The 26,638-nt window shown below is 71.1% G+C and carries 30 protein-coding genes; 14 read left to right on the top strand and 16 right to left on the bottom strand.

The features are described from left to right. Positions 1-41 precede the first annotated feature (41 nt). Positions 42-3,161 carry a glycoside hydrolase family 2 TIM barrel-domain containing protein gene (locus tag ACZ63I_RS06795; protein ID WP_469336077.1) on the bottom strand — a complete coding sequence of 1,040 codons (3,120 nt, stop codon included), beginning with the start codon at positions 3,159-3,161 and terminating at the stop codon, positions 42-44. A gap of 276 nt (positions 3,162-3,437) precedes the next feature. Here ACZ63I_RS06795 and ACZ63I_RS06790 point away from each other — a divergent pair, with 276 nt between their 5' ends. After that, entirely contained in the window at positions 3,438-5,090 is a 1,653-nt protein-coding gene (locus tag ACZ63I_RS06790; protein WP_469336075.1) for a glycoside hydrolase family 27 protein, read from the top strand. Between the two features lie 7 nt (positions 5,091-5,097). Here the strand turns inward: ACZ63I_RS06790 and ACZ63I_RS06785 are convergent, their stop codons facing one another. Further along, a complete protein-coding gene (locus ACZ63I_RS06785) occupies positions 5,098-5,295 on the bottom strand; it encodes a hypothetical protein (RefSeq protein ID WP_469336073.1) in 198 nt (65 codons plus the stop codon). Positions 5,296-5,366: 71 nt separating this feature from the next. On the opposite strand from ACZ63I_RS06785, the gene ACZ63I_RS06780 reads away from it, so the two are divergent. After that, on the top strand, positions 5,367-6,209 hold the full coding sequence (locus ACZ63I_RS06780) for a DUF1932 domain-containing protein (RefSeq protein WP_469336071.1): 843 nt from the start codon (positions 5,367-5,369) through the stop codon (positions 6,207-6,209). Positions 6,210-6,253: 44 nt separating this feature from the next. Here ACZ63I_RS06780 and ACZ63I_RS06775 read toward each other — a convergent pair whose 3' ends face one another. Then, complete coding sequence (locus tag ACZ63I_RS06775; RefSeq protein WP_469336069.1) at positions 6,254-7,120, bottom strand: oxidoreductase; 867 nt, start codon at positions 7,118-7,120, stop codon at positions 6,254-6,256. A gap of 105 nt (positions 7,121-7,225) precedes the next feature. Next, positions 7,226-8,107: an NmrA family NAD(P)-binding protein gene (locus tag ACZ63I_RS06770; RefSeq protein WP_469336067.1), complete on the bottom strand. Its 882-nt coding sequence runs from the start codon at positions 8,105-8,107 to the stop codon at positions 7,226-7,228. A 122-nt stretch (positions 8,108-8,229) separates the two neighbouring features. Here ACZ63I_RS06770 and ACZ63I_RS06765 point away from each other — a divergent pair, with 122 nt between their 5' ends. Then, positions 8,230-8,934 (top strand): TetR/AcrR family transcriptional regulator, encoded by a 705-nt coding sequence (locus tag ACZ63I_RS06765; protein ID WP_469336065.1) that lies wholly within the window; start codon positions 8,230-8,232, stop codon positions 8,932-8,934. Between the two features lie 49 nt (positions 8,935-8,983). On the opposite strand, the gene ACZ63I_RS06760 is transcribed toward ACZ63I_RS06765, so the two are convergent. Further along, complete coding sequence (locus ACZ63I_RS06760; protein ID WP_469336063.1) at positions 8,984-9,439, bottom strand: MarR family winged helix-turn-helix transcriptional regulator; 456 nt, start codon at positions 9,437-9,439, stop codon at positions 8,984-8,986. Positions 9,440-9,524: 85 nt separating this feature from the next. Between ACZ63I_RS06760 and ACZ63I_RS06755 the strand changes: the two genes are divergently transcribed. Together ACZ63I_RS06755 and ACZ63I_RS06750 are read left to right on the top strand one after the other, a co-directional pair. Beyond that, a complete protein-coding gene (locus ACZ63I_RS06755; protein WP_469336061.1) occupies positions 9,525-10,256 on the top strand; it encodes a zinc-binding dehydrogenase in 732 nt (243 codons plus the stop codon). Then, entirely contained in the window at positions 10,184-10,516 is a 333-nt protein-coding gene (locus ACZ63I_RS06750) for a hypothetical protein (protein ID WP_469337076.1), read from the top strand. Before ACZ63I_RS06755 ends, ACZ63I_RS06750 begins: the two co-directional genes overlap by 73 nt. An 85-nt stretch (positions 10,517-10,601) precedes the next feature. Here ACZ63I_RS06750 and ACZ63I_RS06745 read toward each other — a convergent pair whose 3' ends face one another. Continuing rightward, positions 10,602-11,231, bottom strand: a complete 630-nt coding sequence (locus tag ACZ63I_RS06745) for a TetR/AcrR family transcriptional regulator (protein WP_469336060.1) — start codon at positions 11,229-11,231, stop codon at positions 10,602-10,604. A gap of 83 nt (positions 11,232-11,314) precedes the next feature. Between ACZ63I_RS06745 and ACZ63I_RS06740 the strand changes: the two genes are divergently transcribed. Then, positions 11,315-12,259 carry an aldo/keto reductase gene (locus ACZ63I_RS06740; RefSeq protein ID WP_469336059.1) on the top strand — a complete coding sequence of 315 codons (945 nt, stop codon included), beginning with the start codon at positions 11,315-11,317 and terminating at the stop codon, positions 12,257-12,259. Between the two features lie 34 nt (positions 12,260-12,293). On the opposite strand, the gene ACZ63I_RS06735 is transcribed toward ACZ63I_RS06740, so the two are convergent. Then, positions 12,294-13,169: an SAM-dependent methyltransferase gene (locus tag ACZ63I_RS06735; protein ID WP_469336057.1), complete on the bottom strand. Its 876-nt coding sequence runs from the start codon at positions 13,167-13,169 to the stop codon at positions 12,294-12,296. A 162-nt stretch (positions 13,170-13,331) separates the two neighbouring features. Here ACZ63I_RS06735 and ACZ63I_RS06730 point away from each other — a divergent pair, with 162 nt between their 5' ends. Together ACZ63I_RS06730 and ACZ63I_RS06725 are read left to right on the top strand one after the other, a co-directional pair. After that, positions 13,332-13,673 carry an SCO4225 family membrane protein gene (locus tag ACZ63I_RS06730; protein ID WP_469336055.1) on the top strand — a complete coding sequence of 114 codons (342 nt, stop codon included), beginning with the start codon at positions 13,332-13,334 and terminating at the stop codon, positions 13,671-13,673. Positions 13,674-13,814: 141 nt separating this feature from the next. Then, complete coding sequence (locus ACZ63I_RS06725) at positions 13,815-14,357, top strand: EF-hand domain-containing protein (RefSeq protein WP_469336053.1); 543 nt, start codon at positions 13,815-13,817, stop codon at positions 14,355-14,357. Here the strand turns inward: ACZ63I_RS06725 and ACZ63I_RS06720 are convergent. Then, positions 14,354-15,094, bottom strand: a complete 741-nt coding sequence (locus ACZ63I_RS06720) for a TetR/AcrR family transcriptional regulator (RefSeq protein WP_469336051.1) — start codon at positions 15,092-15,094, stop codon at positions 14,354-14,356. The genes ACZ63I_RS06725 and ACZ63I_RS06720 overlap by 4 nt on opposite strands. A gap of 78 nt (positions 15,095-15,172) precedes the next feature. Here ACZ63I_RS06720 and ACZ63I_RS06715 point away from each other — a divergent pair, with 78 nt between their 5' ends. Both ACZ63I_RS06715 and ACZ63I_RS06710 read left to right on the top strand, forming a co-directional pair. Then, positions 15,173-15,487: a DUF1330 domain-containing protein gene (locus ACZ63I_RS06715; RefSeq protein ID WP_469336049.1), complete on the top strand. Its 315-nt coding sequence runs from the start codon at positions 15,173-15,175 to the stop codon at positions 15,485-15,487. Between the two features lie 53 nt (positions 15,488-15,540). Then, positions 15,541-15,933 (top strand): PPOX class F420-dependent oxidoreductase, encoded by a 393-nt coding sequence (locus ACZ63I_RS06710; RefSeq protein ID WP_469336048.1) that lies wholly within the window; start codon positions 15,541-15,543, stop codon positions 15,931-15,933. A gap of 79 nt (positions 15,934-16,012) precedes the next feature. Here the strand turns inward: ACZ63I_RS06710 and ACZ63I_RS06705 are convergent, their stop codons facing one another. From ACZ63I_RS06705 to ACZ63I_RS06690, 4 genes are all read right to left on the bottom strand, one after another. Then, entirely contained in the window at positions 16,013-16,528 is a 516-nt protein-coding gene (locus ACZ63I_RS06705; RefSeq protein ID WP_469337014.1) for a DUF4232 domain-containing protein, read from the bottom strand. Between the two features lie 116 nt (positions 16,529-16,644). Beyond that, positions 16,645-17,814, bottom strand: coding sequence for an outer membrane protein assembly factor BamB family protein (locus ACZ63I_RS06700; RefSeq protein WP_469336046.1), 1,170 nt, complete (start codon positions 17,812-17,814; stop codon positions 16,645-16,647). Then, the gene (locus ACZ63I_RS06695; RefSeq protein ID WP_469336044.1) at positions 17,811-18,041 is read right to left on the bottom strand and encodes a nuclear transport factor 2 family protein; all 231 of its coding nucleotides are present in this window, start codon (positions 18,039-18,041) and stop codon (positions 17,811-17,813) included. The genes ACZ63I_RS06700 and ACZ63I_RS06695 overlap by 4 nt, the downstream gene beginning before the upstream one ends. 137 nt (positions 18,042-18,178) lie before the next feature. After that, positions 18,179-18,976 (bottom strand): DUF899 domain-containing protein, encoded by a 798-nt coding sequence (locus ACZ63I_RS06690; protein ID WP_469336042.1) that lies wholly within the window; start codon positions 18,974-18,976, stop codon positions 18,179-18,181. Positions 18,977-19,054: 78 nt separating this feature from the next. On the opposite strand from ACZ63I_RS06690, the gene ACZ63I_RS06685 reads away from it, so the two are divergent. The 3 genes from ACZ63I_RS06685 to ACZ63I_RS06675 all read left to right on the top strand — a co-directional run bounded on the left by ACZ63I_RS06685 (position 19,055) and on the right by ACZ63I_RS06675 (position 22,012). Next, positions 19,055-19,840: an isocitrate lyase/PEP mutase family protein gene (locus tag ACZ63I_RS06685; protein WP_469336040.1), complete on the top strand. Its 786-nt coding sequence runs from the start codon at positions 19,055-19,057 to the stop codon at positions 19,838-19,840. A gap of 88 nt (positions 19,841-19,928) precedes the next feature. Next, positions 19,929-21,122: a PP2C family protein-serine/threonine phosphatase gene (locus tag ACZ63I_RS06680; RefSeq protein WP_469336038.1), complete on the top strand. Its 1,194-nt coding sequence runs from the start codon at positions 19,929-19,931 to the stop codon at positions 21,120-21,122. Beyond that, the gene (locus ACZ63I_RS06675) at positions 21,119-22,012 is read left to right on the top strand and encodes a class I SAM-dependent methyltransferase (RefSeq protein ID WP_469336036.1); all 894 of its coding nucleotides are present in this window, start codon (positions 21,119-21,121) and stop codon (positions 22,010-22,012) included. Before ACZ63I_RS06680 ends, ACZ63I_RS06675 begins: the two co-directional genes overlap by 4 nt. 33 nt (positions 22,013-22,045) lie before the next feature. Here the strand turns inward: ACZ63I_RS06675 and ACZ63I_RS06670 are convergent, their stop codons facing one another. The 4 genes from ACZ63I_RS06670 to ACZ63I_RS06655 all read right to left on the bottom strand — a co-directional run bounded on the left by ACZ63I_RS06670 (position 22,046) and on the right by ACZ63I_RS06655 (position 25,412). Further along, positions 22,046-23,206, bottom strand: a complete 1,161-nt coding sequence (locus tag ACZ63I_RS06670) for an LLM class flavin-dependent oxidoreductase (protein WP_469336034.1) — start codon at positions 23,204-23,206, stop codon at positions 22,046-22,048. Positions 23,207-23,260: 54 nt separating this feature from the next. Next, the gene (locus ACZ63I_RS06665; protein ID WP_469336032.1) at positions 23,261-24,481 is read right to left on the bottom strand and encodes an SfnB family sulfur acquisition oxidoreductase; all 1,221 of its coding nucleotides are present in this window, start codon (positions 24,479-24,481) and stop codon (positions 23,261-23,263) included. Positions 24,482-24,564: 83 nt separating this feature from the next. Further along, positions 24,565-25,125: an NADPH-dependent FMN reductase gene (gene ssuE / locus ACZ63I_RS06660; RefSeq protein WP_469336030.1), complete on the bottom strand. Its 561-nt coding sequence runs from the start codon at positions 25,123-25,125 to the stop codon at positions 24,565-24,567. A gap of 203 nt (positions 25,126-25,328) precedes the next feature. Next, positions 25,329-25,412 (bottom strand): putative leader peptide, encoded by an 84-nt coding sequence (locus ACZ63I_RS06655; protein ID WP_443043046.1) that lies wholly within the window; start codon positions 25,410-25,412, stop codon positions 25,329-25,331. 139 nt (positions 25,413-25,551) lie between these two features. Here ACZ63I_RS06655 and ACZ63I_RS06650 point away from each other — a divergent pair, with 139 nt between their 5' ends. After that, entirely contained in the window at positions 25,552-26,490 is a 939-nt protein-coding gene (locus tag ACZ63I_RS06650; protein ID WP_469336028.1) for a LysR family transcriptional regulator, read from the top strand. Positions 26,491-26,638: the final 148 nt, after the last annotated feature.

The following is a 26,638-nucleotide window of genomic DNA, read 5'->3' as shown; positions in this document are numbered from 1 at the left end:
AGCCGTCCCGCTCCCGCTACTCCGCTATGCGTCAGGACTCATCACTCCGGCACGGACAGCGTGGTGATCCGCTGCGCTCCGTCGGCGGTGCCGGGGCGGGCACTCGTCAGATCGAGCCGCACCCGCTCGGTGGTCAGCCGGTCGAAGGCCACGACCGTCGGCTGGTCCGAGGCGGCGGCCCAGGTGACCGTCTGGTGCCGCGCCGGCACGTACTTCCTGCCGTCCCAGTACGAGACGGTGACGGACGCAGGCAGCGAGTGCTTGGCGTCCACGGTGAAGGACACCTCGACCTCGGTGAGGCTGCGCGCCCGCTCCCAGGTCACCGACACCCAGTCGGCGGCCCGCGCCCCCGAGAAGGCGGGCAGCAGTGCGGTGGCGCTCTTGGAGAACGCGTTCGACCAGCCGGTGGCCGCGTTCCCGTCGAGCATGGCCGCGGGCAGGGAACTCGACGCACCCGAGTAACTGGCGTCCGCCAGCGGGTAGACGGGGGCGCCGGGGCCTGGGTCGGGCTTCAGCGCCACGGCCGGGGTACGGGACAGGACGGGCGCGGCGACCGCGCGTACGGTGACGGTGGCGGGCCGCAGCCCGTGCGCCTCCGCGGTCACGGCGACCCGTCCCGGCTTGGTCCCGGCCCGCACGATGGCCAGCGCCTTGCCGTGGAACGCGGTCCTCGTGGACGCCTGGTACCGCTCGGCGCTCTCCTGGCGGCCGTTGTCCAGGCCCGCCAGCGAACCGCCCGTGACGCGGAAGGAGATCAGGTCCTCGGCGTCCGGCACGACGACCCCGTGGGAGTCGATCACCTCGGCTGTCACGTACGACAGGGAACGGCCGTCGGCGTCGAAGGTGTCGCGGTCCGTGGTGAGCCGCACGGCGTGCGGCGCGCCCGCGGTGCGCAGGACGTCGGTGGCCACCTGCCGCCCGCGCCGCCGCGCCACCGCCTTCAGCTCTCCCGGCGCGAAGGGCACGTGCCATATGAGGTGCAGTTTGCCCGCGCTGCCGTTCGGGCTGGTGTAACTCCCCGGGTAGGCACCGGAGACGACGGTCTTGTCGTCACCGCTCGCCTCGGTGGTCTCCAGGTAACTCCGGCCGTCCTGCGTCTTCTTGGTGTCGAAGGTCCGCACGCCGAGCGACTTGCCGTTCAGATACAGCTCCACCGACTCGACGTTCGCGTACGCCCACACCTCGACGCTCTCGCCCGGCTTGTGCCCGGTCCAGTCCATGGGCAGCAGATGGACCATCGGCTCGCTCGTCCACTGGCTGCGGAAGAGGTGGTAGGTGTCCTTCGAGAAGCCCGCGGTGTCCACGGCGCCGAAGAACGACGCCTTCACCGGGAAGACGTTGTACGGCGTGGGCTCGCCGATGTAGTCCGTGCCCGACCAGAGGAACTCGCCCAGGAAGTACTTGCGGTCCCGGTCCTTCTTCAGCCCGTACTCGCCGCTCATGGTCCAGGACGCGAGGTTGTTGTCGAAGGAGGACGCCTCCCGCTTCCCCGGGGTGTAGTTCTCCCCGGTGTTGAGGTGTTCGGGCTCCTGGTACGACCCCCGGGTGGAGGTCTCCGACGAGGACTCGGACTCGAAGAGGAACAGATGCGGGTAGCGCGCGTGCAGGGCGTCGACGGAGGCCGCGGTGTTGTAGTTGAGGCCGAGCCCGTCGAGCTTGGCCAGCATCAGGTCGGCGGGCGACCCCACGGCGGGCAGCGAGCGGTACTTGTCCGAGCCGATCACGATCGGCCGGGTGGTGTCGACGGCGCGGATGGCGTCGATGAGGCTCTGCGCCATCCCGAGCCCGGCCTCACTGGTGGAGTCCGGGATCTCGTTGCCGATGGACCACATCAGCACGGCGGGGGAGTTGCGGGCGGCCTTGACCATCTCCGTGATGTCGGCCTGGCTCCACTCGTCGAAGAAGCGCCCGTAGTCGTAGGTGTTCTTGCCGCGGTGCCAGCAGTCGAACGCCTCGACCATCATCAGGATGCCCAGGCTCTCGCAGACCGCGATCATCTGCGGCGACGGCGGGTTGTGCGAGGTTCTGAAGGCGTTGACGCCCATGGACTTCATGATGGTCATCTGGCGGGTCAGCGCGTCCGTGCTGATGGCGCTGCCCAGGGCGCCCTGGTCGTGGTGCAGGTCGACGCCCTGGATCTTGGCGTACTTCCCGTTCAGCGTCAGCCCGTTGTCCGGGTCGACGGTGATGTAGCGGAAACCGAAGGGCGTGCGGTACGTGTCCACGGTCCGCCCGTGGACCCGGAGTTCGGTCTCCAGGCTGTACAGGTGCGGTGTCTCGAACGACCAGAGCCGTGGCCCCCGTACGGTGAACTCCTGCGTGGTGTCGGCCGCTTCGGTGCCCGCCTTGACGTGCGAGCTGGCGCTCGCCACCGTACGTCCCTCCGGGTCGCGGACCGTGGAGACGACCGTGACGTCGGCGCCGGCGCCCGAGTCGTCCACGACGCTGATCTGCGCGTGCACGGTGCCCCGGCCCGAGGCGATGGTGCGGGCGAGGTCCGGCGTGGTGACCGCGGTGCCCCAGCGCGCCACATGGACCGGGTCGGTGACCACGAGCCGGGCGTCCCGGTAGATACCGCTGCCGGAGTACCAGCGGCTGCTGGGGAGTTGGTTCTGCACCTTGACGGCGATCACGTTGGGGGTCTTGCCGTCGGTGTGCAGCAGGCCGGTGAGGTCGAAGGCGAATCCGGTGTAGCCGTACGGGTGGTTGCCGACGAGCGTGCCGTTGCAGTAGACGTACGAGTCCATGTACACGCCGTCGAACTCGACCGAGATCCGCTGCCCCTTGAGGTCGCGGGGCAGGGTGAACGACTTGCGGTACCAGCCCAGGCCGCCGGGCAGGAAGCCGGTGCCGCCTGACGTGCCGGATTCGGTGGTGGGAGTGAGTTCGATGCTCCAGTCGTGCGGTACGGCGACGGCGCGCCACTTCGAGTCGTCGTACCCCGGCTCCGCCGCGTCGGCGAAGGCGCCCGTCGGATCCGTGATGCCCGCCGGGTTGACGAGCGCGAACCGCCATCCGTCGGTGAGCGGGAGGGTACGGCCGGACGAGGCACGGGCCGCGCCGGCGGCCGAGGGTGCGGCCGAGGCGATACCCGGGGCGAGCACCCCCACGAGGGATCCGGCGGCGCCGGCTGCCAGCAACGACCTGCGATTGACTGCCACGGTAACTCTCCGGTTCTTCGTTCACATGACACGAATGCCAACCGATTGACCAGAAGTGATCAGTACTCAACAGAATCACTCATCGGCGAGCGGATTCTCGCAGTGAGGTTCTGCGAGTCGTCAAGAGTCGTGCCGATGCTTTCCTTTTCTTGCGAAGTGTCTTGACCGCCAATCGGACACAAGCACACACTGTCGGGCGTCCACCTCAACACAGAGCGTCAATTCCGATCGTCTGTGTTCGGCAGCGCTTCCTCGAACCCCACGAAAAGAGGAGTTATGTCGCACTTCGCACGACGCCCGAGATCCCTCCTGCTCGCCCTCGTCACCGCGCTGGTCGTCCTCGGCCCCGTCGCGGGCGCCCAGGCCGCAGGGGCCCAGGCCGCCGCCGCTGCCCCGGCCGTGGCGCCCGCCGCGGCGAGCGGTCCCGCGCTCGACAACGGCCTCGCCAAGACCCCGCCGATGGGCTGGAACGACTGGAACGCCTTCGGCTGCGACGTCACCCAGCAACTCGTCGAGCAGACCGCCGACTACCTCGTCTCCTCCGGCCTCAAGGCCGCCGGATACTCCTACGTCAACATCGACGACTGCTGGATGACCCACAGCAGGGACGCCCAGGGCGCGTTGGTCCCCGACCCGGTCAAGTTCCCCGGCGGGATCAGCGGCACAGCGGCATACGTCCACAGCAAGGGGCTCAAGCTCGGGATCTACGAGAGCGCGGGCACCGCCACCTGCGCCGGCTACCCCGGCAGCCTCAACCACGAGCAGCAGGACGCCAACAGCTTCGCGGCCTGGGGCGTGGACTACCTCAAGTACGACAACTGCAACAACCAGGGCGTGCCCTGGCAGCAGCGCTACAACGCGATGCGCGACGCGCTCGCCGCCACCGGCCGGCCCATCGTCTACAGCCTCTGCGAGTGGGGCGAGGACAACGTGTGGACCTGGGGTGCCAATACCGGCAACCTGTGGCGCACCACCGGGGACATCAACGCCTCGTACGGCTCGATGCTCTCGATCTACCACACCAACGTCGGTCTCGCGCAGTACGCGAAGCCGGGCGCCTGGAACGACCCGGACATGCTGGAGGTCGGCAACGGCATGTCGTTCACCGAGGACCGCGCGGAGTTCAGCCTCTGGTCCGAGATGGCGGCGCCGCTGATCGCCGGCACGGATCTGCGCAAGGCGTCGGCCGCGACGCTGTCGCTCTACAAGAACCAGAAGGTCATCAACGTCGACCAGGACTCGCTCGGCAAGCAGGGCACCCAGGTGTCGTCGTCCGGCGGCCTCGACGTCCTGGCCAAGCCGCTGGCAGGCGGCGACGTCTCGGTCGTCCTGTTCAACGAGAACGCGTCGGCGGCGACCATCACCACGTCGGCCGCGGCCGTCGGTCTGCCCGCCGCCTCCTCGTACCGGCTGGACAACCTCTGGTCCAACCAGGTGACCAGCACCACCGGCAGCATCTCGGCCACGGTGCCGGGACACGGCGTCGTCATGTACCGGGTGTCCCAAGGCAGCGGCACGAGTGTCGGCACCAACCACCCCTTCGTCAGCGCCTCGTCGGGCCGCTGCATCGACGCGTTCAACAACCAGACCGCTCCCGGCACCAAGATCGAGATCTGGGACTGCGGCGGCGGCGCCAACCAGACGCTGACGCCCACGGCGGCCGGCGAACTGCGCCTGTACGGCGGCACGCAGTGCCTGGACGCCGACGACAACGGAACGGCGCCTGGCACCAAGGTGCAGCTCTGGACCTGCAACGGCGGGGCCAACCAGAAATGGCGGCTGAACCCCGACGGCACGGTCACCGGAACCCAGTCCGGACTGTGCCTCGACGTCACCGGCGGTAACGAGCCGGCCGGCAACGTCAACGGCACCGCGCTGGAGCTGTGGAACTGCAACGGCGGCGCCAACCAGCAGTGGCGGCTCGCCTGACGGGTAATCAGCCCTCGGGCTCCCCGACGACGCGCCACTGCCCCACTTCACGGTAGTCCGAGTCGTACACGGGCGAACCGTCACCGGGCTTCAACTCGTAGTGGTGCAGATTCCCGGCCCAGTAACGGAGGACGCGGCCTAACTCCCCGGCCGCGTCCTCCGCCACCTTTCCCTCGTTCAAGTCGACCTCAAGCACGAACTTCACGCGCGCCGCCTCCCGGGCATCGATCTGTGCGCCCCCTGCCGGAGCGCCGATGTCCGACCATAATGCTCAACATGAGCGAGAACCTTCAGGAGCGTGGGGCCCGGTTGAAGAGGCGGCCTGTGGTCGGGGTGTTGCATCCCGGGGCCATGGGCGCGGCGGTCGGGGCCGCGCTCAAGGGCAGGGCCGGGGAGGTGCTGTGGGCTGCCGCCGGGCGGTCGCAGGCGACGTCGAAGCGGGCCGAGTTGGCCGATCTCGTCGCCGTTCCCGATTTCGCCGCGCTGGTCCGGCGCTCCGACCTGGTGATCTCCATCTGCCCGCCGCACGCCGCGATCGACGTGGCGGAGCAGGTGGCCGACGCGCTGAAGACCCGGGAAGCCGACGACCGGCCGCTGTTCCTGGACGCGAACGCGGTGTCGACAGCGACCATGCGGGCGATCGCCGGCACGCTCGGCGCCGAGCGGGTGGTGGACGGCGCGGTGATCGGACCGCCGGCCTGGGAGCACGGGCAGAGCGTGCTGTGGCTGGCAGGGCCGCAGGCCGCAGCGGTGGCGGGCCTGTTCGAAGGGTCGCCGTTCGACGCGCGGGTGCTCGGCGGCCCGCTCGGCAGCGCCAGTGCCCTGAAGGCGTGCTTCGCACTCCAGAGCAAGGCACTGCCGACCGCGTGGCTGCTGCTCGCCGAGGCGGCGGAGAAGGCGGGCGTCGCCTCCGAGCTGCGCTCCGAACTGGCCCGCGACGGCGTCGACCTGGACCAGCGGCTGACCGCGCTCAGCACCAAGGCCGGGACGAAGGCATGGCGCTGGGCCGGCGAGATGGACGAGGCGGCCGACACCATGGCCGAGTTGGGGATGCCGGACGGCTTCTCCCGCGCCGCCGCCGAGCTGTACCGCAGGATGGCGGACCAGCAGCCGGACTGATCGGCAGTCGGACTGACCGGCAGTCGGGTCGGCCGGCAGCCGGATCAGCCGCCGATCGTGTCCAGTTCGGCGAGCGCGTCGGCGGGCAGGACGAGCCGCGCCGCCGCGATGTTGTCGCGCAGGTGGTCCACGGACGACGTGCCGGGGATGACCACGGACGTCGCCGAGCGCTGGAGCAGCCAGGCCAGCGCCACCTGCTGGGGCGTCGCCTCCAGGCGTGCGGCCACGTCGTCCAGGGTCTGCGACTGCAGCGGGCTGAAGCCGCCGAGCGGGAAGAACGACGCGAAGGCGATGTTCTCGGCCGCGCACCGCGCCACCAGCGCGTCGTCCTGCCGGTTGGCCAGGTTGTACATGTTCTGCACGGTCACCACCGGCGCGATGCTCTGCGCCTCGGTGAGCTGGGCGTCGGTGACGTTGCTCAGGCCGAGGTGCTTGATCAGCCCTTCCTCCCGCAGCTCGAACAGCGCGCCGAACTGCTCCGCGATGGGCTCGTCCGTCGGCACACCCATACCGCCGACCCGCAGATTGACCACATCCATCGCGTCGAGACCGAGGTGCTGGAGGTTCTCCCGGACGGCGGTCTTCAGGTCGGCGGGGTCCAGCGCCGCGTTCCAGCCGCCCTCCGCGTCGCGCCGCGCACCCACCTTCGTGACGATGTGCAGGTCGTCGCCGTACGGGTGAAGCGCTTCCTTGATGATCTCGTTGGTGACGACAGGACCGTAGTAGTCGCTGGTGTCGATGTGCGTGACGCCGAGTTCGACCGCCGTGCGGAGCACCGCGACGGCCTGGTCCCGGTCCTTGGGCGGGCCCATGACCCCCGGCCCCGCCAACTGCATGGCTCCGTAGCCCATCCGGCTGATGGTGAGGTCGTCGGCCAGGGTGAGGGCTCCGCCGGGAAGGGTCTTCGACATGGGTTCGCACGCTTTCGTCCGTGGGGTGCCGGGGTACGTCGGTGTGACCCGGCATGACAACTGTGGCAGCGCCGCGAGAGCTTCGCGAGGCCGTCCGTACCGCGCTCAGGCCAGGACGGCCGGTTTGAGCGCGTCCTCGCACCACTGCCGGAAACCGGTCGCGGCCCTGGATCCCGCGCCGCGCAGCGCCTGGTCGTAGACGCCCTGCTCGTTCTGGGCCTGCGCCATGTCGACCATGCCCTGCGCCCACGCCTCGGACATCCCGTAGCCCAGCAGGGTCTCCTTGTAGTCGGCGAGGGAGACCTCCTGGAACCGGACGGGCCGCTCCAGCACCTCGGACATGACCCGCGCCATGCCGTCGGGGGAGAGGTCGTCGGGTCCGACGACGGGCACGCCCTCCTGGCCGCGCCAGGAGCTGTCCCGCAGCAGCCGGGCGGCGGTGCCGGCGATGTCGCGCGTCGCGCAGGTCGCGAGCGTACGGTCGCCGGGCGCCGCCAGGTAGAACGTGCCGTGGCTCTTGATCGCCGGGACCTGGCTGAGCAGGTTCTCCATGAAGAAGGGCATGCGCAGCGCCCGGTAGCCGACGCCCGTGCTCTCGATCAGCTCGTCCATGGCCAGCGCCGCCGTCAGATGCCCGGCGTTCTTCGCGATGCCGCGGCCCAGGGTCGAGACACCGACGACCCGCTCGACGCCGAGGGCGCCGATGGCCGCGCAGGCCGGCCGGGTGAAGTCCAGGTAGTGGCCTTCGACGCTGCCGGCGCGGGGGTTCGGTGGCACCAGCCAGAACACGGCGTCGGCCCCGTCGAACGCCTCGGCGACGACACGGGCGTCGTCGTGCGACCCCTGGACGACCTCGACGCGCTCGCGCGCCTCCTGCGGGAGCCGCGCCGGGTCGCGCGCGATCACGCGGATCGCCTCAGGGCCGGCAAGGAGGTCGGCGAGCACCTGGCGACCGGTCTGACTGGTGGGAGCGGTAATGACGATCATGAAAACCTCCGGGGCGAGACCGGCGTCGGCAGGGCTGCTCTGGCACCCGTGCTTCCGGTGATAACGAAACTACGTTAGCACTGAAATTACGGTGGTAACGAACTCCTGTTATCGTTGACACCATGAACGCCAGTCGCTCCGCCGTCGCGGACAGCACCCGCGAACGCATCATCGACGCGGCGACCGCGCTGCTCGCCGAGGGCGGCCGTGACGCGGTGTCGACCAGGGGGGTCAGCGCAGCGGCCGGCGTCCAGGCCCCGACGATCTACCGGCTCTTCGGCGACATGCGCGGGCTGCTCGACGCGGTCGCCACCCATGGCTTCACGACGTATCTGCGCGACAAGGCGGAGCTGAAGTCCGGCGACGACCCGGTCGAGGACCTGCGCAGGGGCTGGGACCTGCACATCGGGTTCAGCCTCGCCAACCCGGCCCTGTACGCGCTCATGTACGGCGAGCCGCGCCCCGGCGCCGCCACGCCGGCCGCCGTCGCCGCCGCCGAACTGCTCGCCGGGTACGTCCACCGCGTCGCGGAGGCGGGCAGGCTGCGGGTCGCCGAGGAGCGCGCCGTACAACTGATCCACGCGGCGGGCGGCGGTACGGCGCTCATGCTGATCGCCCTGCCTGAGGAGCGCCGCGATCCCGCCCTGTCCGGCCTCGCCCGCGAGGCCGTCATCGCCGCCGTCACCACCGACGCCCCCGGGCCCGCGACGCCCGGCCCGGTCGGCGCCGCCATCGCGCTGCGCGCGGTCCTGCCGCAGACCTCCGCGCTGACCGCGCAGGAGCGGGGCCTGCTGGGCGAGTGGCTCGACCGTATCGCCGAAGCCTGATCCCTACCCGCGCTGGCCTACTCGCCTTGCTGCCTACCCGCCCTGCTAGTTAGCCGCGCTGGTCCGTACGTACGAGTGACGCGGCGAGCCGCGTCAACCGGGCGCGCTCCATGTCCGGGAGATGCGCGGTGAGTTCGTCGACGCGGCGGGTGATCTCGGCCGTGCACAGGTCGGTGAGCTGCTTGCCGAGCGGTGTCGCGGTGACCAGGACACCGCGCCCGTCGTGCGGGGACGGCGAGCGCCGGACCAGACCGCGCTTCTCCGCCCGGCTGACCAGGCCGGTCATGGACGACTTGTCCAGTCCGAGCCGGCTGCCCAGTTCCAGCATGCCCGGCTGCCGGTCGCGCAGGATGCCCAGCAGCCTGATCTGGACGATCGACAGATCGTGCGCGGCGCCGGTGGTGGCGAGGACGCGCTGGATCAGGAAGGAGAGCTGCACCAAGGCGTCCACCGTGTTCAGCGGCTGCTCGTCCGGGCTCTCTGGTGTGGCGGAATCCGTGGGCATGGGGCCAGCTTAGTTGACCTGGTACGTGGCGCGAACTACTTTGAAAGTAGTACGTGCCGCAAACCTTTCGCTTGAGGGAGTCCTCATGCACGCCGCAGTCGTCCGGTCCTTCGACGCCCCGCCCCGCTACGAGACCTTCCCGGCCCCCGACGCGTCGGGGGAGCACGACATCCTGGTCGACGTACTGGCGGTGGGGCTGCATCCACGGGTGCGCTCGGCTGCCGACGGCAGCCATTACACGTCCGACGGCACCCTGCCGCTGATCCCCGGCGTCGACGCCGTCGGCCGTACGGCACAGGGTGAACTGCTCTACTTCGTCGCCTCCGACGGTGCGCTCGGCACCATGGCCGAGCAGGCCGTGGTGGACCGCCGCCGGGCCGTCACCCTGCCGGCCGGTACCGACCCCGTCGCCGTGGCCGCCGCGATGAATCCCGCCATGTCCTCCTGGGTGGCGCTGCGCAGCCGGATCGCCTTCCCGCCCGGCGGAACCGTGCTGGTCATGGGCGCCACCGGCAACGCGGGCCAGCTCGCCGTCCAGATCGCCAAACACCTCGGCGCCGCACGGGTGATCGGCGCCGGCCGCGACCCGCGACGGCTTGACCTGCTGAAGAGCCTCGGGGCCGACGACGTGATCAGCCTGGACGGTGGCGAGAGCGACGGTGACGGGAGCGACGGCGACGGCAACGACGTGGCCGACCGGCTCGCCAACGCCGCTGCGGACGTCGATGTCGTCATCGACTACCTGTGGGGCCGGCCCACCCAGCAGGCCATGCCGGCGCGCTGCTCACCGCCCGCGGCGACCGGTCGAAGGCGCTGACCTGGATCCAGATCGGTTCCATGGCGGGCGAGGACATCACCCTGCCCTCGTTCCTGCTGCGGGCGGCCAACCTCACCATCGTGGGCAGCGGCCAGGGTTCGGTGACGACCGCCGGTATCGTCGCCGAACTGCCCTCCCTCGCACGGGAGATCGGCTCCGGCGCGCTCGCGGTGAATCCGCTGCCCCTGCCGCTGGCCCAGGTCGAAGAGGCATGGCACACGCCGACGGCCCCCGGCCAACGCGTCGTACTGGTCCCGTAGATCACCACGAAAGGCGGCGCGGTGCCGCGTCGCGTCGCTCAGCGGCCGGTGCGGAAGGCGTGGTCCGCCTTCCAGGGCGGTCTGGTCAGTCCCGGCGACCTTCCGGCGGGGTGACAGGTGAGATCGGGCGCAGGGCGTCCACGAGGAGGTCGAGCAGCCGTCCGGTCTGCTCCGGTGTGCTGCTCGCCGCCGTCGAGAGGAAGATGCCGAGCATCATCGCGGTGACGTCGTCGGCCTCAACATCCGCGCGCAGCGCACCCGTTCGCGCGCCGCGCGCGAGGATCGCACCGATCCCCGCCGTGATGCGCTCGCGGGTGCTCGGCGTCGTGATCCGACCGGAGGCCCAGCCGGCGCGCAGTGTCTCGGCCATCCCGCGCTTCGTCGCGATGAACCCCGCGTACCGGTCCAGCCAGGCGCGGAGCGCGACCTCCGGCGGGAACTGGTCGAGCAGGGTGGGGACGCTCGCCGTCACCGCGTCGAGTTCCGCGGTGTAGACGGCCTCGACGAGCGCCTCGCGGGTGGGGAAGTGGCGGTAGAGCGTGCCGATGCCGACACCCGCCTCGCGCGCGACGGTCTCCAGCGCCACGGTGTCGTCGGCTGCCGCGAAGGCGGCCCTGGCCACGGCGACGAGCTTCTCGCGGTTGCGGCGCGCGTCGGCGCGCACCGGCCGGTCCCCTGCGGGCTCGGCGGCGCGGCCGGATTCGGACGGAGTCAAAGCGGAGGTACCTCCGTTAGTGCTACTGTCGGTGGAACGGAGGAACCTCCGTTTCTCCCATCATCGCACGAGGACGGGCTTCCATGACATCGAGCAGCAACCCATCTCCCGAGGTCACCACCGCCGGAGCGGCGCGCCCCGGCGGACCTGGCCCGCTCGCCGGCGGCGCGGTCTCCCGGGTCGGCTACGGAGCGATGCAGCTTGAGCGGCTGCGCGAGGAGCGCGGCACCGCCGTGGCGCTGCTGCGCCGCGCTGTCGAGCTCGGCGTCGACCACATCGACACCGCCGAGTTCTACGGCAACGGACTCGTCAACGGGCTGATCCGCGAGGCGATCCGCCCCGAGGACGGCGTGGTTGTCGTCAGCAAGGTCGGCGCCGACCCCAACCCCGGAGGCCGCATCCCGCTGCGTCCCGCGCAGCGCCCCGAAGAGCTGCGGGCGAGCGTCGAGGACAACCTCAAGAGCCTCGGCCTCGACCGGATCCCGGTCGTGAACCTGCGCCGGATGGACACGGGCCCCGGGCTCCGTCCCGGCCCCGACCAGGTGGTCGACATCGACGACCAGCTCGCCGTGATGGCCGCGCTGCGCGACGAGGGCAAGATCGGCGGGATCGGACTGAGCAGTGTGACCCTCGACGTGCTGCGCCACGCGCTCCCCGTCGGCATCGTCTGCGTGCAGAACGCCTACAGCCTCGTGGCCCGCGGCGACGAGGACCTGCTGGACCTCTGCCTCGCCGAGGGGATCGCCTGGGTACCGTACTTCCCGCTCGGCGGCGCGTTCCCCGGACTGCCGAAGGTGACCGAAGAGCCCGCGGTGCTCGCCGCCGCACAGGCCATCGGCAGCACCCCGTCGCAGATCGGCCTCGCCTGGCTGCTCCGGCACGCCCCGAACACACTGCTCATCCCCGGCACCGCCGATGCCGGTCACCTGGAGCAGAACGTCGCCGCAGGCGCCGTCGAACTGGACGAGTCGACACTGGCCGCACTCGACGCCGTGGAGTCGCGGTCGACGGACGTCGCGATCGGCTGACGGACCCCGTGATCGGCTGACGGACGCCGACGGATCAGGACGTCTTCAGCGCGACGCCCGCCCAGATCGGTGCGTCGCCGTCGCCCGGCACGGCCGCCAGCCCACCCGGCGCCGCGTCCTCCAGGTCGGGGCGCCAGTGCTGGGGTACGACGAGCCCGGGGTCGACGAGTTTAGTTCCGTCGAAGAAACGGAGCGCCTCCTCCTTGGTGTGGGCGTGCAGCGCCGTGCCCTCCTCGGCGAAGTCGCCCTCCAACCCGTCGGATCCCGCCGCCAGTTCGCGTGCCATGACGCTGATCACCAGATAACTGCCCGCAGGCAGCGCGTCGACCAGCGAGCGGACGATCGCGTGCGGATCGGCTTCCTGGGGGAGCCAGTGCAGCAGCAGGCACATCGTCATCGCGATCGGCTGCGTGAGATCCAGCGTGTCACGCAGCGCGGGGGAGTCGAGGACGCTGCCGGGCTCGGTCACATCGGCCTGGATGTACGCGGTGCGGCCATGGGGGTGGCTCACGTGCAGGGCGCGGGAGTGGGCGAGGACGATCGGGTCGTTGTCCGCGTACACGACACGGGTGTCCGGCGCCACCTTCTGGGCCACTTCGTGCAGGTGGGGGGCGGTCGGTATGCCCGTACCGATGTCGAGGAACTGCCGGACACCGGCCTCGGCCGCCAGATAGCGGGTGGTGCGGAGCACGAAGGCGCGGTTGACCCGGGCGGCGGTCTGCGCCGTCGGCATCTTCGCGATCACTTCCGCGGCCATGGCCCGGTCGGCGGGATAGTTCGTCTTCCCGCCGAGCAGCACGTCGTACACGCGCGCCGCGTGAGCCCTGTCGGTGCGCAGGTCGATCGGCCGGCGTAAGTCGCCGTCCATCCAGCCCTCGTCGGCCATCGCCATCCCTCCCTGGAAGGTCAACTTCCCTGACCTTAGCGGGAGTACACGGCGCGCGCCGCAAGCGGCCCGGGTTCGGCGGGATTCTGAGTGTCCGTACTCATGCGGTGCGCCGTCCCCGAACGGATCATGGGACGTGTCCTCGCTTCCCGAGGGCACATTTCCGAAGGTGACAGGAGAGAGACGATGCGCAGCGACAAGCGCTGGTACCGACCGCTGGCGGCTGCCACGGACAACTGGGTCTCGCGCGGCTATCTGCTGGTGTTCGCCGCTGTGCTGGTGTGGGTTGTCGTGGACACACTGTTCGTGTCCCACGCGGACGCCTCCTTCGCCGGGGTGTGGCCCTTCTTCCTGGCCGCGCCGACCAGCCTGCTGGTCCTCGCACTGCCCGATCTCGACGCGTGGGCCATCCTCGCGAGCCTCGCGGTGGCCGCCTTCGTGAACGCCGTACTGCTGGGGCTGCTCGTCCGGGCGCTGACGTCGCCGGGCAACGGCGGCCGGGGCTCGCAGCTCGGGAGCAGGACCTGAACAGGACCTGACGGGTGACGGTTCGGGCATATGTGCTGGTGGGAGCGGGGGCGGCTCCCGACCTATAGTCACATTGTCCGCGCCGGGTAGGGGCGGTCGCCGGCGGTTCAGGGTTCGGTTCGGCGCCAAGGGAGGCCGCTCATGGCCAACGCGTTTCAGGAGCGAAAGCTCAGGGATATGTTCGCCGCGTTCGACGCGGACGGGGACGGCTACCTCCGCGAGGAGGACTTCAGAGCCCTCGTCGCCCGCTGGAGTCGGCTACCGGGAGTGGGCCCGGGGACCGAGCTGCGCGACCGGGTGGAGACACTGCTGATGGGCTGGTGGGCGGCGCTGCTGGACGTGGGCGACACCAACGGCGACGGCGCGATCGACATGGGCGAACTGCTCGCGCTCGTCGACAAGTTGCCCGGCATGGTCGCGGACGTCACGGCGACCGCCGAGACCGTCTTCGAGGCGGTGGACTCCAACGGCGACGGCGTCATCTCCCCGGAGGAGCACCGCAGGCTCGTCGAGACCTGGAACGGCCGGCCCGTGGACATGACGGGCGTCTTCGAACTGCTCGACCTGAACGGTGACGGCCACCTCAGCCGCGACGAGTTCGCCCTGCTGTGGCGGCAGTTCTGGATCAGCGACGACCCGGTGGAACCGGGCAACTGGCTCTGCGGCCGGTTCGCGGTCGGCTAGCGTCCGGACGACACCGGATCCAGGCCGAGTGACCTGACCAGGTCGAGCATTTCGGCCCGGTGCAGGGCTGCCGGGTTGCCGGCGACGGGCTGGATATGGCCGTCGATCTCCAGGGCCACCAGGCCATGCATCCGGCCCCAGACGCGCAGCGCGAGCGCCGCCGCGGCGGGTGGTACGTCCGGGAGGTCTTCCTTGATCTTCGCCACGTAGTCCGGGTGGAGGTCGGACCAGGAGGTGTCCGCCGGCTGGTGGTGCCGGGCCTGCGGCCACGCGGCGGCCACCAGGCTGGTGAGCTGGCGGCACACTCGGCGTGCTGTCCGGTCCACCGGCCCGTTCTCGGGGGGCTGGTAGCCCGGAACGGGGTGGCCGTAGAAGAGCCGGAAGCCCTCCGGGTGAGCCAGCGCCCATTCCCGCAGAGCCTGCCCCCACGCCAGCAGCCCCGCGCCGGGGTCGGTCTCCGGCACCGCGTCGCACGCCGTTTGCACCGCCTCGGTGAGTGAGGTGGCGATTTCGCTGATCAGCGCCGTGATCAGGTCGTCCCGGGTGGGGAAGTAGCTGTAGATCGCGCGAGCGGTCATCCCCATCTCGCGGGCGATGCCACGCAGGGAGATCCCGCCGGGTCCCGCGTCCGTCATCTGACGCAGGGCGATGGCTTTGATCTCCCGGCTCGTCTCCACCCGCAGCCGCTCCCGGCGGCTCAGCACGCCTACTCCGCGTTCGCCCTCGTCGATGCCCATCTGAGAGAGGTTACAGGGGTGCGATATTCTCCCCCGTGACATTTGGACACACCGTGTCCAAAGGAAACGGAGACTCCGATGCCCGCTTATGTCATCGTCAACGCCGATGTACTGGACGCGGAAGCCGCCTGGGCCTACGCACCCGTGGCCCAGAAGTCCATCCTCAGCCACGGCGGCCGCTACCTGGTCGCGGGCCCCAGGCCCGAGCCTGTCGAAGGGAGCTGGGCGGCGTCCCGGTTCCTCGTCATCGAGTTCCCCGACATGGACCGGATCCGCGAGTGGTACGACTCGCCGGAGTACCGGCGGGCCCGGGAGATACGCGGGGACGGGATCCGGGTGGGCATGCTGTTCGTCGAGGGCGCACCGCCCGAGGGCTTCTCCCTCCCGGCGTAAGATCGCCCAGAGCGGTTCAGCCGCGCCGCCCCCGCACCGTGAAAAGAGCAACTGTGGACCTTCCGGACGAACTTGTCGCGCTGCTTCGCCGTCCGAGCACCTGCTATCTCGCCACGCTGATGGCGGACGGCTCGCCCCAACTCACCCAGACCTGGGTGGACACGGACGGTCAGCATGTCGTCATCAACAGCGTGGAAGGCCACGTCAAGACGCGAAACGTGCGGCGCGACCCGCGCGTTGCCGTGACCGTCTCGGACCCGGAGAACCCGTCCCGGTACTACCAGGTGCGGGGCGAGGTCGTGGAGGTCACGAACGAGGGCGCCACCGAGCACATCGAGACCCTGGCGCAGAAGTATCTGGGCGGCCCGTACCCGTGGTTCGGGGGCCGGGACCAGGTCCGGGTGAAGTTCGTCATCGCACCGAAGTCCGTGAGCGGCATCGCCTGACGACGTACGGCGGCGTCCCGCGACAGTGGCGCTGTCGCGGGACGCCGTGCCGGGGACGCTGCCGAGGTACGGGACGGGATCAGGCGCCGCGCTGGACCGGCCCGACGAGGGTCCCGGCGGCCACCGCGAGCCTGCCGTCGGCGACGGACCTGCCGGGGATCTGCCCGCCCGGGGCGCGCAGCGTGAAGGAGACCTCGTCCGCCGAGGTCGTACGGCCCCCGTTCGGCACCTGGATGTCGAAGTGCACCGGACGCCCCGGGCCGAAGGTCACGGCCGTCCGCTGATCGCCGTAATGGCCCGCTGTGCCCCTGGTCGCCACGCCGTGGTGCGAGAACCGCACGTCCGTGGGCGAACCGGCCAGCCGGCACGGGTCGTATCCGCGTGGTGCGGTCAGGGTCACGCGGTAGTGGTGGTGCCCCGCGCTGTTCGGCGCCTTGGTGATCTTCGCGAGATGGTTGGCCGGACGGCACGCGGAGGGGGCGGCGCGGCCGGTGGGCGCGGCCGTGGTGGGTGCCGCCTGGGCGGCTCCCGTACCAGCGGCGCCCAGCAGCGCGGTGGCGGCGAGGGCCGCCGCGATCCTCCGGTTGATACGCATACGCGTCATGAACGCTCCTTGCCTTGGCCGGCGCACTGTGGTCACCGTCATCCCTGCCCGCTGAGCCGAGCGCGAAATGTCCCAGAGTCGTCACAATGTTACGTAATGTCACGGACCTATGGTGTCGGCACCGTGCGGAGTACCGGCCTCACCTGCGTCTGGAGATAGAGGCGCGTGCCGTGACCGGTCAGGCGCGGGGCGCGGCCGCCTGCCGCCTCCGGGTACGCGGGTGAGCGGCGCGGCGCGGCGCTACCGGTGGCGCGGGGGCCACCGCGCGGGTCGACGGAGACCAGCCGTCCGCCCGAGATCCACACCACCCGGGATCCGGCGAGTACGACGTCGTCCCCCGTTCCCGTGGTCCGCCACAGCGTCTTGCCGGTCCTGAGGTCGACGGCGGTCCAGTCGCCGCCCACGGGATCCTCGGCGTTGACGGTGCGCAGCACCAGCACCCCGTCCGGGGAGATCACCCCGCCGCTCGGCTTGTCCGCCGGCCGGAGGAGCGTCCTCCGGAACGCGAGGGTGCCGGGGTCGATCCGTACGACCGGCGGGAACGTGTCACCGGCGGCGCTCCGGCCGGCCGCGCAGACGAGGTACCCGGGGGCGCTGATCAGCTCCGGACAGGGGTGCGAACCGTCGGACGTGGCGACGACCTCGCCGGTCTGTCCGTCCCGTGCGACGGCGCGCGTGACGGCCCGGCTGTCGGGCTCGGCGGCGTACACCCGGCTGCCCAGGGCGACCGGCGCGGTCTCGGTGCCGGCGCGCTGCCAGAGCGGCGTCCCGTCCGAGGCGCGGTACGCGAACAGCGTCTGGGGCTCGGCGGCGCTCGCACCGTACGTGGCGGCGTAGACGACACCGCCCGCGACGGTGGGCGGGCCCACCTTGCGGCCGGCGGGGTACGTCTTCGCCCACGCGGTACGGCCGGTGGCCAGGTCGACGGCACGCACCGTGCGCCCGCCCGCCGACACGGCGCGGTCGCCGTCGACCGCCAACCCCGCGTTCCTGCCCGCCGGTTGGTCCGCGCCGACGCGCCAGGCGGGCGCACCTGTCGAAGCAGAGCGGGCGACGACACCGGCCGGGGCGACCGGGCACACGACGAGCCGGTCGGTGGCGAGGCAGTCGCCGGACGCTTCGGCCGCGCCGATCCCGACGACCCAGCCCCCCGCGCCGGCGCCATGTGTCGGCTCGTCCCGGCCCGGACCGTTGGACGCCCCCGCGCACCCGACGACCCACACGAGCAGCCCGGCCGTAGCCAGCCGGCGCCCGCGACGCCACCTGTCCCGCCTCACGTGCGCCCCAGCGGTGCGCGTCGCGCGAGCAGATCACCCAGCGCGAGCGCCGCCGCGCGAACCGCCGCCACTCCGGTCAGTGGTTCCTGGCCGAAGTCGGTGAGGTCGTGGACGACGTCCTCGGTGAACAACTCGCCGAGTCTGTCCAGCTCTCCGCTGCCGACGAGGTGACCGTGCATCGAGATCAGGTCGGTGACGACGAAGCGATCCTCGGCTGAAAGTGTCATGACAGCCCTCCCGTCAAGTCCCATGAGCAGCACGGAACTCACCGATTGTGCCAGGGGCCGGGCCAGCGTGAGCCGGAGCCACCCCGGAAGGGGCCCGCCGCGCCGGCGAACGCGCGGCGCACCGGGGGGCCGCCCCGTCAGGTGTCGTATTCGTCCGGCAGGCGCATCGCCGGGCCGCCGACCTGGAGGCCCAGGGGGGCCGCGCGGCCCTTCGGTTCTTCCCAGGGCTCCTGACGGCCCAGTGCGGTGAGGTCCAGGTAGTGGTAGCCGTTGTGGAACTCCTCGATGCCGCGCCCGAACGTCGAATACGTGTGGAAGACCTCGTCCCGCACGCGCAGGAAGGTGCTGATGCCCGGCCAGTCGCCGCGCATCTCCTGCGACCACGGCATGCCCGCCTCGGCGAGTTCGGCCTCCGTGCGGTGGAACACCCGCACCGGCGCCAGGCGTTCGTCGACCGTCGCGTGGAAGTCGTAGTTGAAGTCGCTGCCGGCCGAGGAGTACCAGGGGAACGTCCACCCCATCCGCTCGCGGAACGCGGCGAGTGTCGCGTACGGCGCGCGGGTCACCGCGACCAACGTGGTGTTGCGGACGTGGAGTTGCCGCAGGTTGCCGATTCCGTCGGCCGCCGACGAGCAGCTTGAGCAGCCGGTGTCGCGGGGGTGTTCGGTGCCGTCGGCGTCGATGTCGAACATCCACATGAAGTGGTGCATCACCAGTTGGGGCCGGCCGTCGAACAGGTCAAGCAGGCTGACCTGACCGTCCGGGCCTTCGAAGGTGTACGGCTTGTCGACGCGCACCATGGGCAGCCGGCGCCGCTCCGCGTTGAGCCGGTCGCGCGCCCGGGTCACTTCCTTCTCCTTGGCCAGCAGCTCCGTGCGAGCGGCGAGCCATTCCTCGCGCGACACGACCTGGGGCAGGTTCGCCGGCGTCGTCATCTTCGTCCTCCCGGTCACGGTCGGTCCAGCCCGATACTTCGCCTGGCGCCGGAACGACAGGCCAGTAGCGTCAGTATCATGACCTTCCGCGATCTCCACCACGGTGACACTCCCCTTGTCCTGCCGAACGCCTGGGACCTGCCGTCCGCCCTGGCCTTCGTGGCCGCCGGGTTCCCGGCCGTGGGCACCACCAGTTTCGGGGTGGCCCAGAGCCACGGCCGTCCCGACGGTGCGCGCTCCAGCAGGGACGCCACTCTCGCCCTGGCCCGCGCACTGACCGGGATCTCCGACTCCGGCCGTCCCGTGTACGTGACGGTGGACGTCGAGGACGGCTACGCGGATCTGCCGGGCGACGTCGCCGACTACACCGCGCGGCTCGACGTGGCGGGGATCAACGTCGAGGACAGCACCGCCGAGCGCCTTGTCGCCCCGGAGCTGCACGCCGACAAGGTCCGCGCCGTCAAGGACCGTTCGCCCGAGCTGTTCGTCAACGCGCGCGTGGACACGTATTGGCTCGGCCAGGACGCCACCGTCGCCGCCACCCTGCGCCGGGCGAGCGCGTACGTCGAGGCCGGCGCCGACGGGATCTTCGTGCCCGGCGCGAGCGATCCCGCGGTCCTGCGGGAGCTGGCGGACAGCATTCCCGTACCGGTGAACGTCCTGGTCGTCCCGGGGCTCACCGTGGAGCGGCTGGGGGAGCTGGGCGTGCGGCGGATCAGCACCGGCTCCCTGCCCTACCGTGCGGCGGTCCAGGCAGCCGTCCGCACAGCCCTCTCGGTCCGCGACGGCCACCCCGACCTGCCCGAGGCGGCGCCCTACGCGGAGCTGCAGGCCCGTCTGACCGACCATCAGCACGGCTCATGATATGCATGGAAACATCCCGGAATGGGAGGTGCGGCGAGTGCTGGCGTGAGGGGTCGGGACGGTAGTGGCGGATCGGATGTTCGCGGGTTTGCTGAAGGTCATCGGCACCACGTCGTTCGACGACCTTCCGGACACGGTGAGCGGGCATGCCAAGGCCGTCGGCTTCACCGAGGTACGGCTCTACGTCGGTGACGTCGAGCGCCGCGGGCTCCATCTGATCGCGGGAGCGCTGACCGCCCCGTCCGTCGAGCGGGTGATCAGCATCAAGGACACCGAGGGCGGCCGGGCCTACCAGTACGGCGAGATCCGCCCCGTGCGCACCCCGCCGGCCGCCGGGACCGCGTACTGGGTGCCGATGTTCAACGGCAAGGAGCGCATCGGGCTGATGTTCGTCGCCGCCGCACACGACTCCGACGAGGTCCGCGAGAACGCCACAGCGCTGGCGACCCTGGTGGCGCTGTCCGTATCCACCAAGCGCGGGCACAGCGACACCTACGCCCGGCTGAACCGTACGCAGCCGATGAGGGTGTCGGCGGAAGCGCAGTGGCAGCTCATCCCGCCGCGCACCTACACCGACTCGCGGGTCGCCGTGTGCGCGACGCTGGAGCCGTCGTACCGGGTCAGCGGCGACGCGTACGACTACGCGACGGCCGGTCCACGGGTCTATTTGTCGATCTTCGACGCGATGGGCCACGACACCGCGGCGGGCCAGACGGCGGCCCTCGCCGTCGCCGCTTCCCGCAGTGCCCGCCGCCGGGGCGCCGGGATCGCGGAGACGGCCGACGTCATCGACGGCGAGCTGGCCGCGCAGTTCGACGATGTCCGCTACGCCACCGCTGTGCTCGCCTTCCTCGACACCCGTACGGGGCTGCTGAGCTGGTCGAACTTCGGCCACCACCCACCGCTGCTGGTGCGCGGGGGCGACGCCGCCGTGCTGCGGTGCACACCGGCGTTTCCGCTCGGCACCGGGCTCGGCGACCTGGACACGACGATCTGCCACCAGCAGCTCGAACCGGGGGACCGGGTGGTGCTCTACACCGACGGGATCACGGAGGCGCGGCGCCCGCACGGCCCGGAGTTCGGCCTCGACCGGTTCGTCTCCGTACTCACCCGGTACCCGGCCGACGGGCTGAGCGTCTCGGAGACCGTCCGCCGCTCTCGCACGCCTTCCTCGACTACCATCACGGCGAACTGCACGACGACGCGACCGTGCTCCTGTGCGAATGGCTGGGGGCCGGTCCTCCGCTCGGCGGCTGACCACGACGAGCGGAGAGCGCCATGACGGACGAACGGAACGCGGCCCCGGACAGTACCGCGGCCCCGGACAGTACCGCGGCCCCGGACAGCACCGCGGTACGGACCGCCCTCTGGCGGGCGATGCACGTCCAGGTCGACGCCCCGCCGTACGTGATCGAGGACGAGGTCGGTCTGCGGCTGGCGGGCCCCGACGACGACTGGCGCGGCCGCCCCGACATGGACCCGCACGCCACCAGCGGATTCCGGGCGGCCATGGTGGCCCGCGCCCGCTTCGCCGAGGACCTGGTCGTGGAGCGGTCCGAGCACGGCATCGGCCAGTACGTCATCCTCGGCGCCGGTCTCGACACCTTCGCCCAGCGCAGGCCGGAGATCGCCGGCCGGCTGCGGATCTTCGAAGTCGACCGGCCGGGCCCGCAGGCGTGGAAGCGCCACCGGCTGACCGAACTGGGCTACGGCGTCCCCGACCGGCTGCGGCTGGTGCCGGTCGACTTCGAGGCGAGCGAGGACTGGCTGGAGAAGCTGACCGAGGCGGGCTTCGACCCCGGCAGCCCGGCGGTCATCGTCTCCACCGGCGTGACCATGTACCTCACCAAGGAGGCGACAGCGGCCACCCTGCGCCAGATCGCCGGGCTCGCGGCAGGCTCGACGCTCGCCATGACCTTCCTGCTGCCGCCCGACCTGGTGCACGACGCCGACCGGGGCGGTCTTGAGACGAGCCAGAAGGGCGCGCGGGCGTCCGGCACACCCTTCGTCAGCTTCTACACCCCGCAGGAGATGCTGGCACTGGCCAGGGACGCCGGATTCCCCGACGCCGGGCACGTGTCGGGGTCCTCACTCGCCGAGCGCTACTTCAGCGGTCGCGCCGACGGCCTCCGCCCGTCGAGCGGCGAAGACCTGCTGCTCGCGACCACCTGAGGATCAGCCCCGCGCGGCGGGCGCCGTGCGGGCTCAGCCCTTGCCGCTCACGCCCGCGAACGGGACCGCCCCGTCCTGCTGCGCACCGGCGGGGCTGTTCGGGTGCGTCCACAGGCCGGACCTGGCGAGCAGCGGCAGGACGCCCTCGCCGAACCAGTACGCCTCCTCGACATGCGGATGGCCCGACATGATGAACTCGTCGATGCCGAGGTCGTGGTACTCGGTGATACGTTCAGCGACCTCGGCGTGGCTGCCCACCAGCGCCGTACCCGCGCCGCCGCGCACCAGACCGACGCCCGCCCACAGGTTGGGTGACACCTCCAGGCCGTCCCTGTCCCCGCCGTGCAGGGCGAGCATGCGGCGCTGGCCCTCCGACTCGCTGCGGGCCAGTCCTGTCTGGACCGCCTTCACCGCCTCGTCCGAGAAGCCGTCGAGCAGCCGCCGGGCCTCGGCCCACGCCTGCTCCGCCGTGTCGCGGGTGATCACATGCAGCCGGATGCCGAAACGCACCGTACGGCCCTGCTCGGCCGCCAGGGAGCGGATCCAGGCGACCTTCTCCGCGACCTGCGCCGGGGGCTCTCCCCAGGTCAGATACACATCGCTGTGGCGCGCCGCGACCTGGCCCGCCGCCGGGGAGGAACCACCGAAGTAGACGGGCGGCACCGGATCGGGGACGCGGGCCAGTTGGGCGTTCTCCACCTGAAGGTGTTCGCCGCTGAACGAGACGGCCTTGCCCTGCCACAACTCCCTGACGATATGCAGGAATTCACCGGTACGCGCGTACCGGCCCTCCTTGTCGAGGAAGTCGCCGTACGCGCGCTGCTCATGGCTCTCGCCGCCCGTGACGACATTGAGCAGCAGCCGTCCCGGCGCGTGGCGCTGGAACGTGGCCGCCATCTGGGCAGCGAGCGTCGGCGCGACGAAGCCGGGGCGGAAGGCGACCAGGAACTTCAGCCGTTCGGTCTCCCGCGCCAGCATCGCCGTGGTCAGCCACGCGTCCTCGCACCAGGCGCCCGTCGGTGTCAGTGCCCCCACGAACCCCAACTGCTCGGCCGCCCGGCCGATCTGGCTGAGATAGCCGAGACTGGCGGGGCGCTGACCGCCGGCCGCGCCGGCGGGCAGACCGTGTCCGCCGCCGACGATGTGGCGGCTGTCTCCGTAGGTGGGCAGGAACCAATGGAAGGTGAGGCTCACTGAATTCTCCGGACTCTTCTGGCAGACACTTCTGAGGGGAGGGCGAGGGCAGGCTCAGATCAGGCCGTGCCGGGGCGGCAGCGTCCCGTTGAGCACGTAGCGGCCGATGTGCTGGATCTTCCAGCGCGCCGGGTCGTGCAAGGTGTGGGTACGGGCGTCGCGCCAGTGCCGGTGCAGATTGAGGCTGTCCAGCGCCGAGCGGGTGCCCGACACCTCGAACAGCGCACTGCTCGTCTCGACGGCGGTGGCGGCTCCGTGCACCTTGACCGCCGACACCGCGATCGACGCCTCGGCGGCCGTGGCGTCCGTCAGATCGGCCGACGCCGCGTCCACGGCGGTCGCCGCAGCGACCAGCAGCGCCTCCGACGCCCGTACCTGCAGCGCGAGTTCACCGAAGCGCTGGATCAGCAGCGGATCCTCGACTGCGGTCTCGTAACCGCTCTCGAACCACGGCCTGCTCTTCGTACGGACGAACTCGGCCGCCTCCGCCAGGGCGCCGCCGGCGATCCCCACATCGATCGCCGCATGCAGCAACTGCGCCACCGCGCCGTGCAGTTGGGGCCCCTGAAAGGTCAGGTGGTGCGGTACGACCCGGTCGGCGGCGACCGCGACCTCCGCGAGGCGCACGGTACCGCTCGCCGTGGTGCGCTGGCCCATGCCGTTCCAGTCGTCGACGACCGTGACCCCTGGCGCGTCGCGTGCCACGTACGCGACATGCAGCGCGTCCTCCTCGGCCCGCGCGAGGACCGGGATCCAGTCGGCGAACAGGGCGCCCGTCGAGTAGTGCTTCTCGCCGGTCAGCAGATACGAGCCGTCGCCCGCCGGGACCAGCCGCGTCCTGATGTCCTGGACGTGCTTGGTGCCGGCCTCCGACTGCGCGTTGCCGAACCTGCGCCCGGCGAGCACCTCGGCGAAGAAGAACTTCCGCTGCCCTGCGCTGCCTTGGCGGCGGAGCACATTGACGTAGACGAAGTGGTTCTGCGGGATCTGCGACAGGCTGGCGTCGGCCGTCGCCAGCAGCCGGAAGACCTCGGCGAGCGTGCGGGCCGACACATCGGCGCCGCCGTACGCCCGGGGCACCGTGATCCCGAGCAGCCCGCTCGCCGAGAGCCGGGCCAGCTCCTCGCGCGGCAGGATCCGCTCCGCGTCCCTGCGCGCCGCACCGGCCCGGAACGCGTCGGCCAACTCGGCCGCAACGGCGAGCGCCTCGGTGTCGTCGGCGATCACATGGGCGCTCGCCTGCGCCGCGTCGTCGGGGAGTGTGGATGCGGTCACGGTGGTCCTCCGTGCGGAGTGCGGCAGATGGGAAGCGGCAGACGGGAAAGGGGGTACGGGCCGGACGGGGAGCGGGCGTACGGTCAGGCGGCGGCCGGCACCTCGTACGCACCGCCCGGCCGCAGCGCCCACGCGAACTGCTCCACCACCTGGTGGAGCCCCTTCTCCGCCTCGGCGTCGAGCGACACACCACCACCGTCGAGGACCGTGATGTGCCGGTCGAGGACGAACCAGCCCTGCACGATGTGCTGCGCGCCCATGGAGGACAGCACGGGCCGCAGCGCGTAGTCGATGGCGAGGACGTGGGCTGTGGTGCCGCCGGTGGCCAGCGGCAGCACGGTCTTGCCGGCCAGCGCGTACTGCGGCAGCAGGTCGAGCAGGGACTTGAGCAGCCCGGAGTAGGCCGCCTTGTAGACGGGTGTGCCGATCATCACGGCGTCGGCCTGCGCGAACAGCTCCTTCGCGCGGACGATCTCTGGGTGCGCGAAGTCGGCGCCGAGCAGTGCCTCGGGCGGCAGGGTGCGGACGTCGAACGGGACGACGTGATGGCCCTTGGACGCGAGCCCCGCGTCGAGGTGCCTGAGCAGCCGGGCGGTGCGGGAGTGGGCTGACGGACTGCCGGAGACGGACAGAATGGTGGCCATGATCACCTCGTGAAATCTGCGGGTGCGGTGGTGCGCGCGGGGCGGCCGCACGGTGTCGCGGCGGGCGGCCGTACGGCCTGGCACAACGGCCCGTCAGGCGTACGGAAAGCCGCAGGTGGACCGGGAAAGAGCCTGCCCGCGTGCGGTGGACACCGGGCCTGCGCCGCGTCGGTGTGACACGCGGCTGCTCGGGGGACCCGGTTCTATCGCGCCCGACGACACAGGGCGCTGGAAACACGCACAAGGTCCACGTGACGGCGGCAGGTCAGCTCCCACAGATCCCGCATCGCTCGTCACCACCTCTCGAACCTGTTTCAGCGAAGCATGTGCTCACGAGATTAGCCGCCGCCGTCCACCGCGTACATTCGGTATCCGCGAAGTGGTGATAGGGATTCCCTTCCACCCCGATCGGAGACCATGAGTGCCATGCGGATAGAACAGCTCGAATACATCGAGGCCGTGACCCGTCTCGGGTCCCTGCGCCGGGCGGCCGAGGCACTGCATCTGTCGCAGCCCGCGCTGAGCGAGACCGTCCGCAACCTGGAACGCGAACTGGGCGTGGACATCCTGGACCGCAGGCGCTCGGGCGCCAAGATCAGCGCCGAGGGCCGGGAGCTGCTGCCGCACATCACCGGTGTGCTCGACGCGGTCGAAGGGCTGCGCAGAGCCGCCGACGAGCAGCACCACACCAGCCGGATGATCCGGCTCGGCACGGTCCACGCCGCGACCGTGCCGCTGCTCGTCCCCACCATCCGCGCCTTCCGCGCCGCGCATCCCGAGACGCAGGTCGAGGTGGTCAGCGCCCAGCAGGGCGCGCTGCACAGCGCGTTGCTGGAAGGCGGCCTCGATCTCGGCCTCGTCAACTACCTGGAGGGCGACGACACTCCGCCCGGCTTCCACACCACGGAGCTGCTGCGCGGCCGGCCGGTGGCCTGCGTGCGCTCCGACAGCCCGCTCGCGGCGAAGGAGCGGATCACGGTGGACGATCTGCTCAGCCAGCCGCTCGTCGTGATGCGGTCGGGCTACCTCATGCACCGCTACGTCCACCGGCTCCTGCACGGGCGCAGCCCGAGCTTCTCGTACTCGACGGACGGCGCCGAGATGGGGAAGCTGATGGTCGCCGAGGGGCTGGGCACCACGGTGCTGCCCGACTTCAGTGTGCGCGGGGACCCGCTGGAGCGGGCCGGGATGATTACCTTCCGGCCGCTCGAAGTCGCCGACACCGCCGTGCTGCTGGTGATCCAGCGGGCCCTCGCCGGGTCGGTGCCGGCCGCTTCCCGCGCACTGCACACGATGTTCGTGGACCTCGCCGCCGCCCACAAGGCGGAGGTCGCGGCGGCAAGTCCGGGTCCGGCGGAAGGCTGATCACAGCCCCCGTTGGGGCGGCTGTTTCGTTTGTTGCCGAGACATTGCTACTTGATGGCGGCTCGACCGTGCCACTTCCGGCCGCCGCACACCGGCGTCTAGCGTCATGGACCGGACGTATGCGCCAAGATTCCGGCTCTCCGGACAG

The sequence above is a fragment of the Streptomyces sp. NPDC087906 genome (assembly GCF_055584925.1).
Note: the sequence above shows the minus strand (reverse complement) of the source record. Positions and strands in the feature narration are given on the sequence as shown.

Bases quoted from the DNA above. Each gene is read 5' to 3' on its own strand.
- ACZ63I_RS06790 (WP_469336075.1), top strand. From the start codon at position 3,438: ATGTCGCACTTCGCACGACGCCCGAGATCCCTCCTGCTCGCCCTCGTC.
- ACZ63I_RS06780 (WP_469336071.1), top strand. From the start codon at position 5,367: ATGAGCGAGAACCTTCAGGAGCGTGGGGCCCGGTTGAAGAGGCGGCCT.
- ACZ63I_RS06775 (WP_469336069.1), bottom strand. From the start codon at position 7,120: ATGTCGAAGACCCTTCCCGGCGGAGCCCTCACCCTGGCCGACGACCTC.
- ACZ63I_RS06770 (WP_469336067.1), bottom strand. From the start codon at position 8,107: ATGATCGTCATTACCGCTCCCACCAGTCAGACCGGTCGCCAGGTGCTC.
- ACZ63I_RS06765 (WP_469336065.1), top strand. From the start codon at position 8,230: ATGAACGCCAGTCGCTCCGCCGTCGCGGACAGCACCCGCGAACGCATC.
- ACZ63I_RS06760 (WP_469336063.1), bottom strand. From the start codon at position 9,439: ATGCCCACGGATTCCGCCACACCAGAGAGCCCGGACGAGCAGCCGCTG.
- ACZ63I_RS06755 (WP_469336061.1), top strand. From the start codon at position 9,525: ATGCACGCCGCAGTCGTCCGGTCCTTCGACGCCCCGCCCCGCTACGAG.
- ACZ63I_RS06740 (WP_469336059.1), top strand. From the start codon at position 11,315: ATGACATCGAGCAGCAACCCATCTCCCGAGGTCACCACCGCCGGAGCG.
- ACZ63I_RS06730 (WP_469336055.1), top strand. From the start codon at position 13,332: ATGCGCAGCGACAAGCGCTGGTACCGACCGCTGGCGGCTGCCACGGAC.
- ACZ63I_RS06725 (WP_469336053.1), top strand. From the start codon at position 13,815: ATGGCCAACGCGTTTCAGGAGCGAAAGCTCAGGGATATGTTCGCCGCG.
- ACZ63I_RS06720 (WP_469336051.1), bottom strand. From the start codon at position 15,094: ATGGGCATCGACGAGGGCGAACGCGGAGTAGGCGTGCTGAGCCGCCGG.
- ACZ63I_RS06715 (WP_469336049.1), top strand. From the start codon at position 15,173: ATGCCCGCTTATGTCATCGTCAACGCCGATGTACTGGACGCGGAAGCC.
- ACZ63I_RS06705 (WP_469337014.1), bottom strand. From the start codon at position 16,528: ATGCGTATCAACCGGAGGATCGCGGCGGCCCTCGCCGCCACCGCGCTG.
- ACZ63I_RS06695 (WP_469336044.1), bottom strand. From the start codon at position 18,041: ATGACACTTTCAGCCGAGGATCGCTTCGTCGTCACCGACCTGATCTCG.
- ACZ63I_RS06690 (WP_469336042.1), bottom strand. From the start codon at position 18,976: ATGACGACGCCGGCGAACCTGCCCCAGGTCGTGTCGCGCGAGGAATGG.
- ACZ63I_RS06685 (WP_469336040.1), top strand. From the start codon at position 19,055: ATGACCTTCCGCGATCTCCACCACGGTGACACTCCCCTTGTCCTGCCG.
- ACZ63I_RS06675 (WP_469336036.1), top strand. From the start codon at position 21,119: ATGACGGACGAACGGAACGCGGCCCCGGACAGTACCGCGGCCCCGGAC.
- ssuE (WP_469336030.1), bottom strand. From the start codon at position 25,125: ATGGCCACCATTCTGTCCGTCTCCGGCAGTCCGTCAGCCCACTCCCGC.
- ACZ63I_RS06655 (WP_443043046.1), bottom strand. From the start codon at position 25,412: ATGCGGGATCTGTGGGAGCTGACCTGCCGCCGTCACGTGGACCTTGTG.
- ACZ63I_RS06650 (WP_469336028.1), top strand. From the start codon at position 25,552: ATGCGGATAGAACAGCTCGAATACATCGAGGCCGTGACCCGTCTCGGG.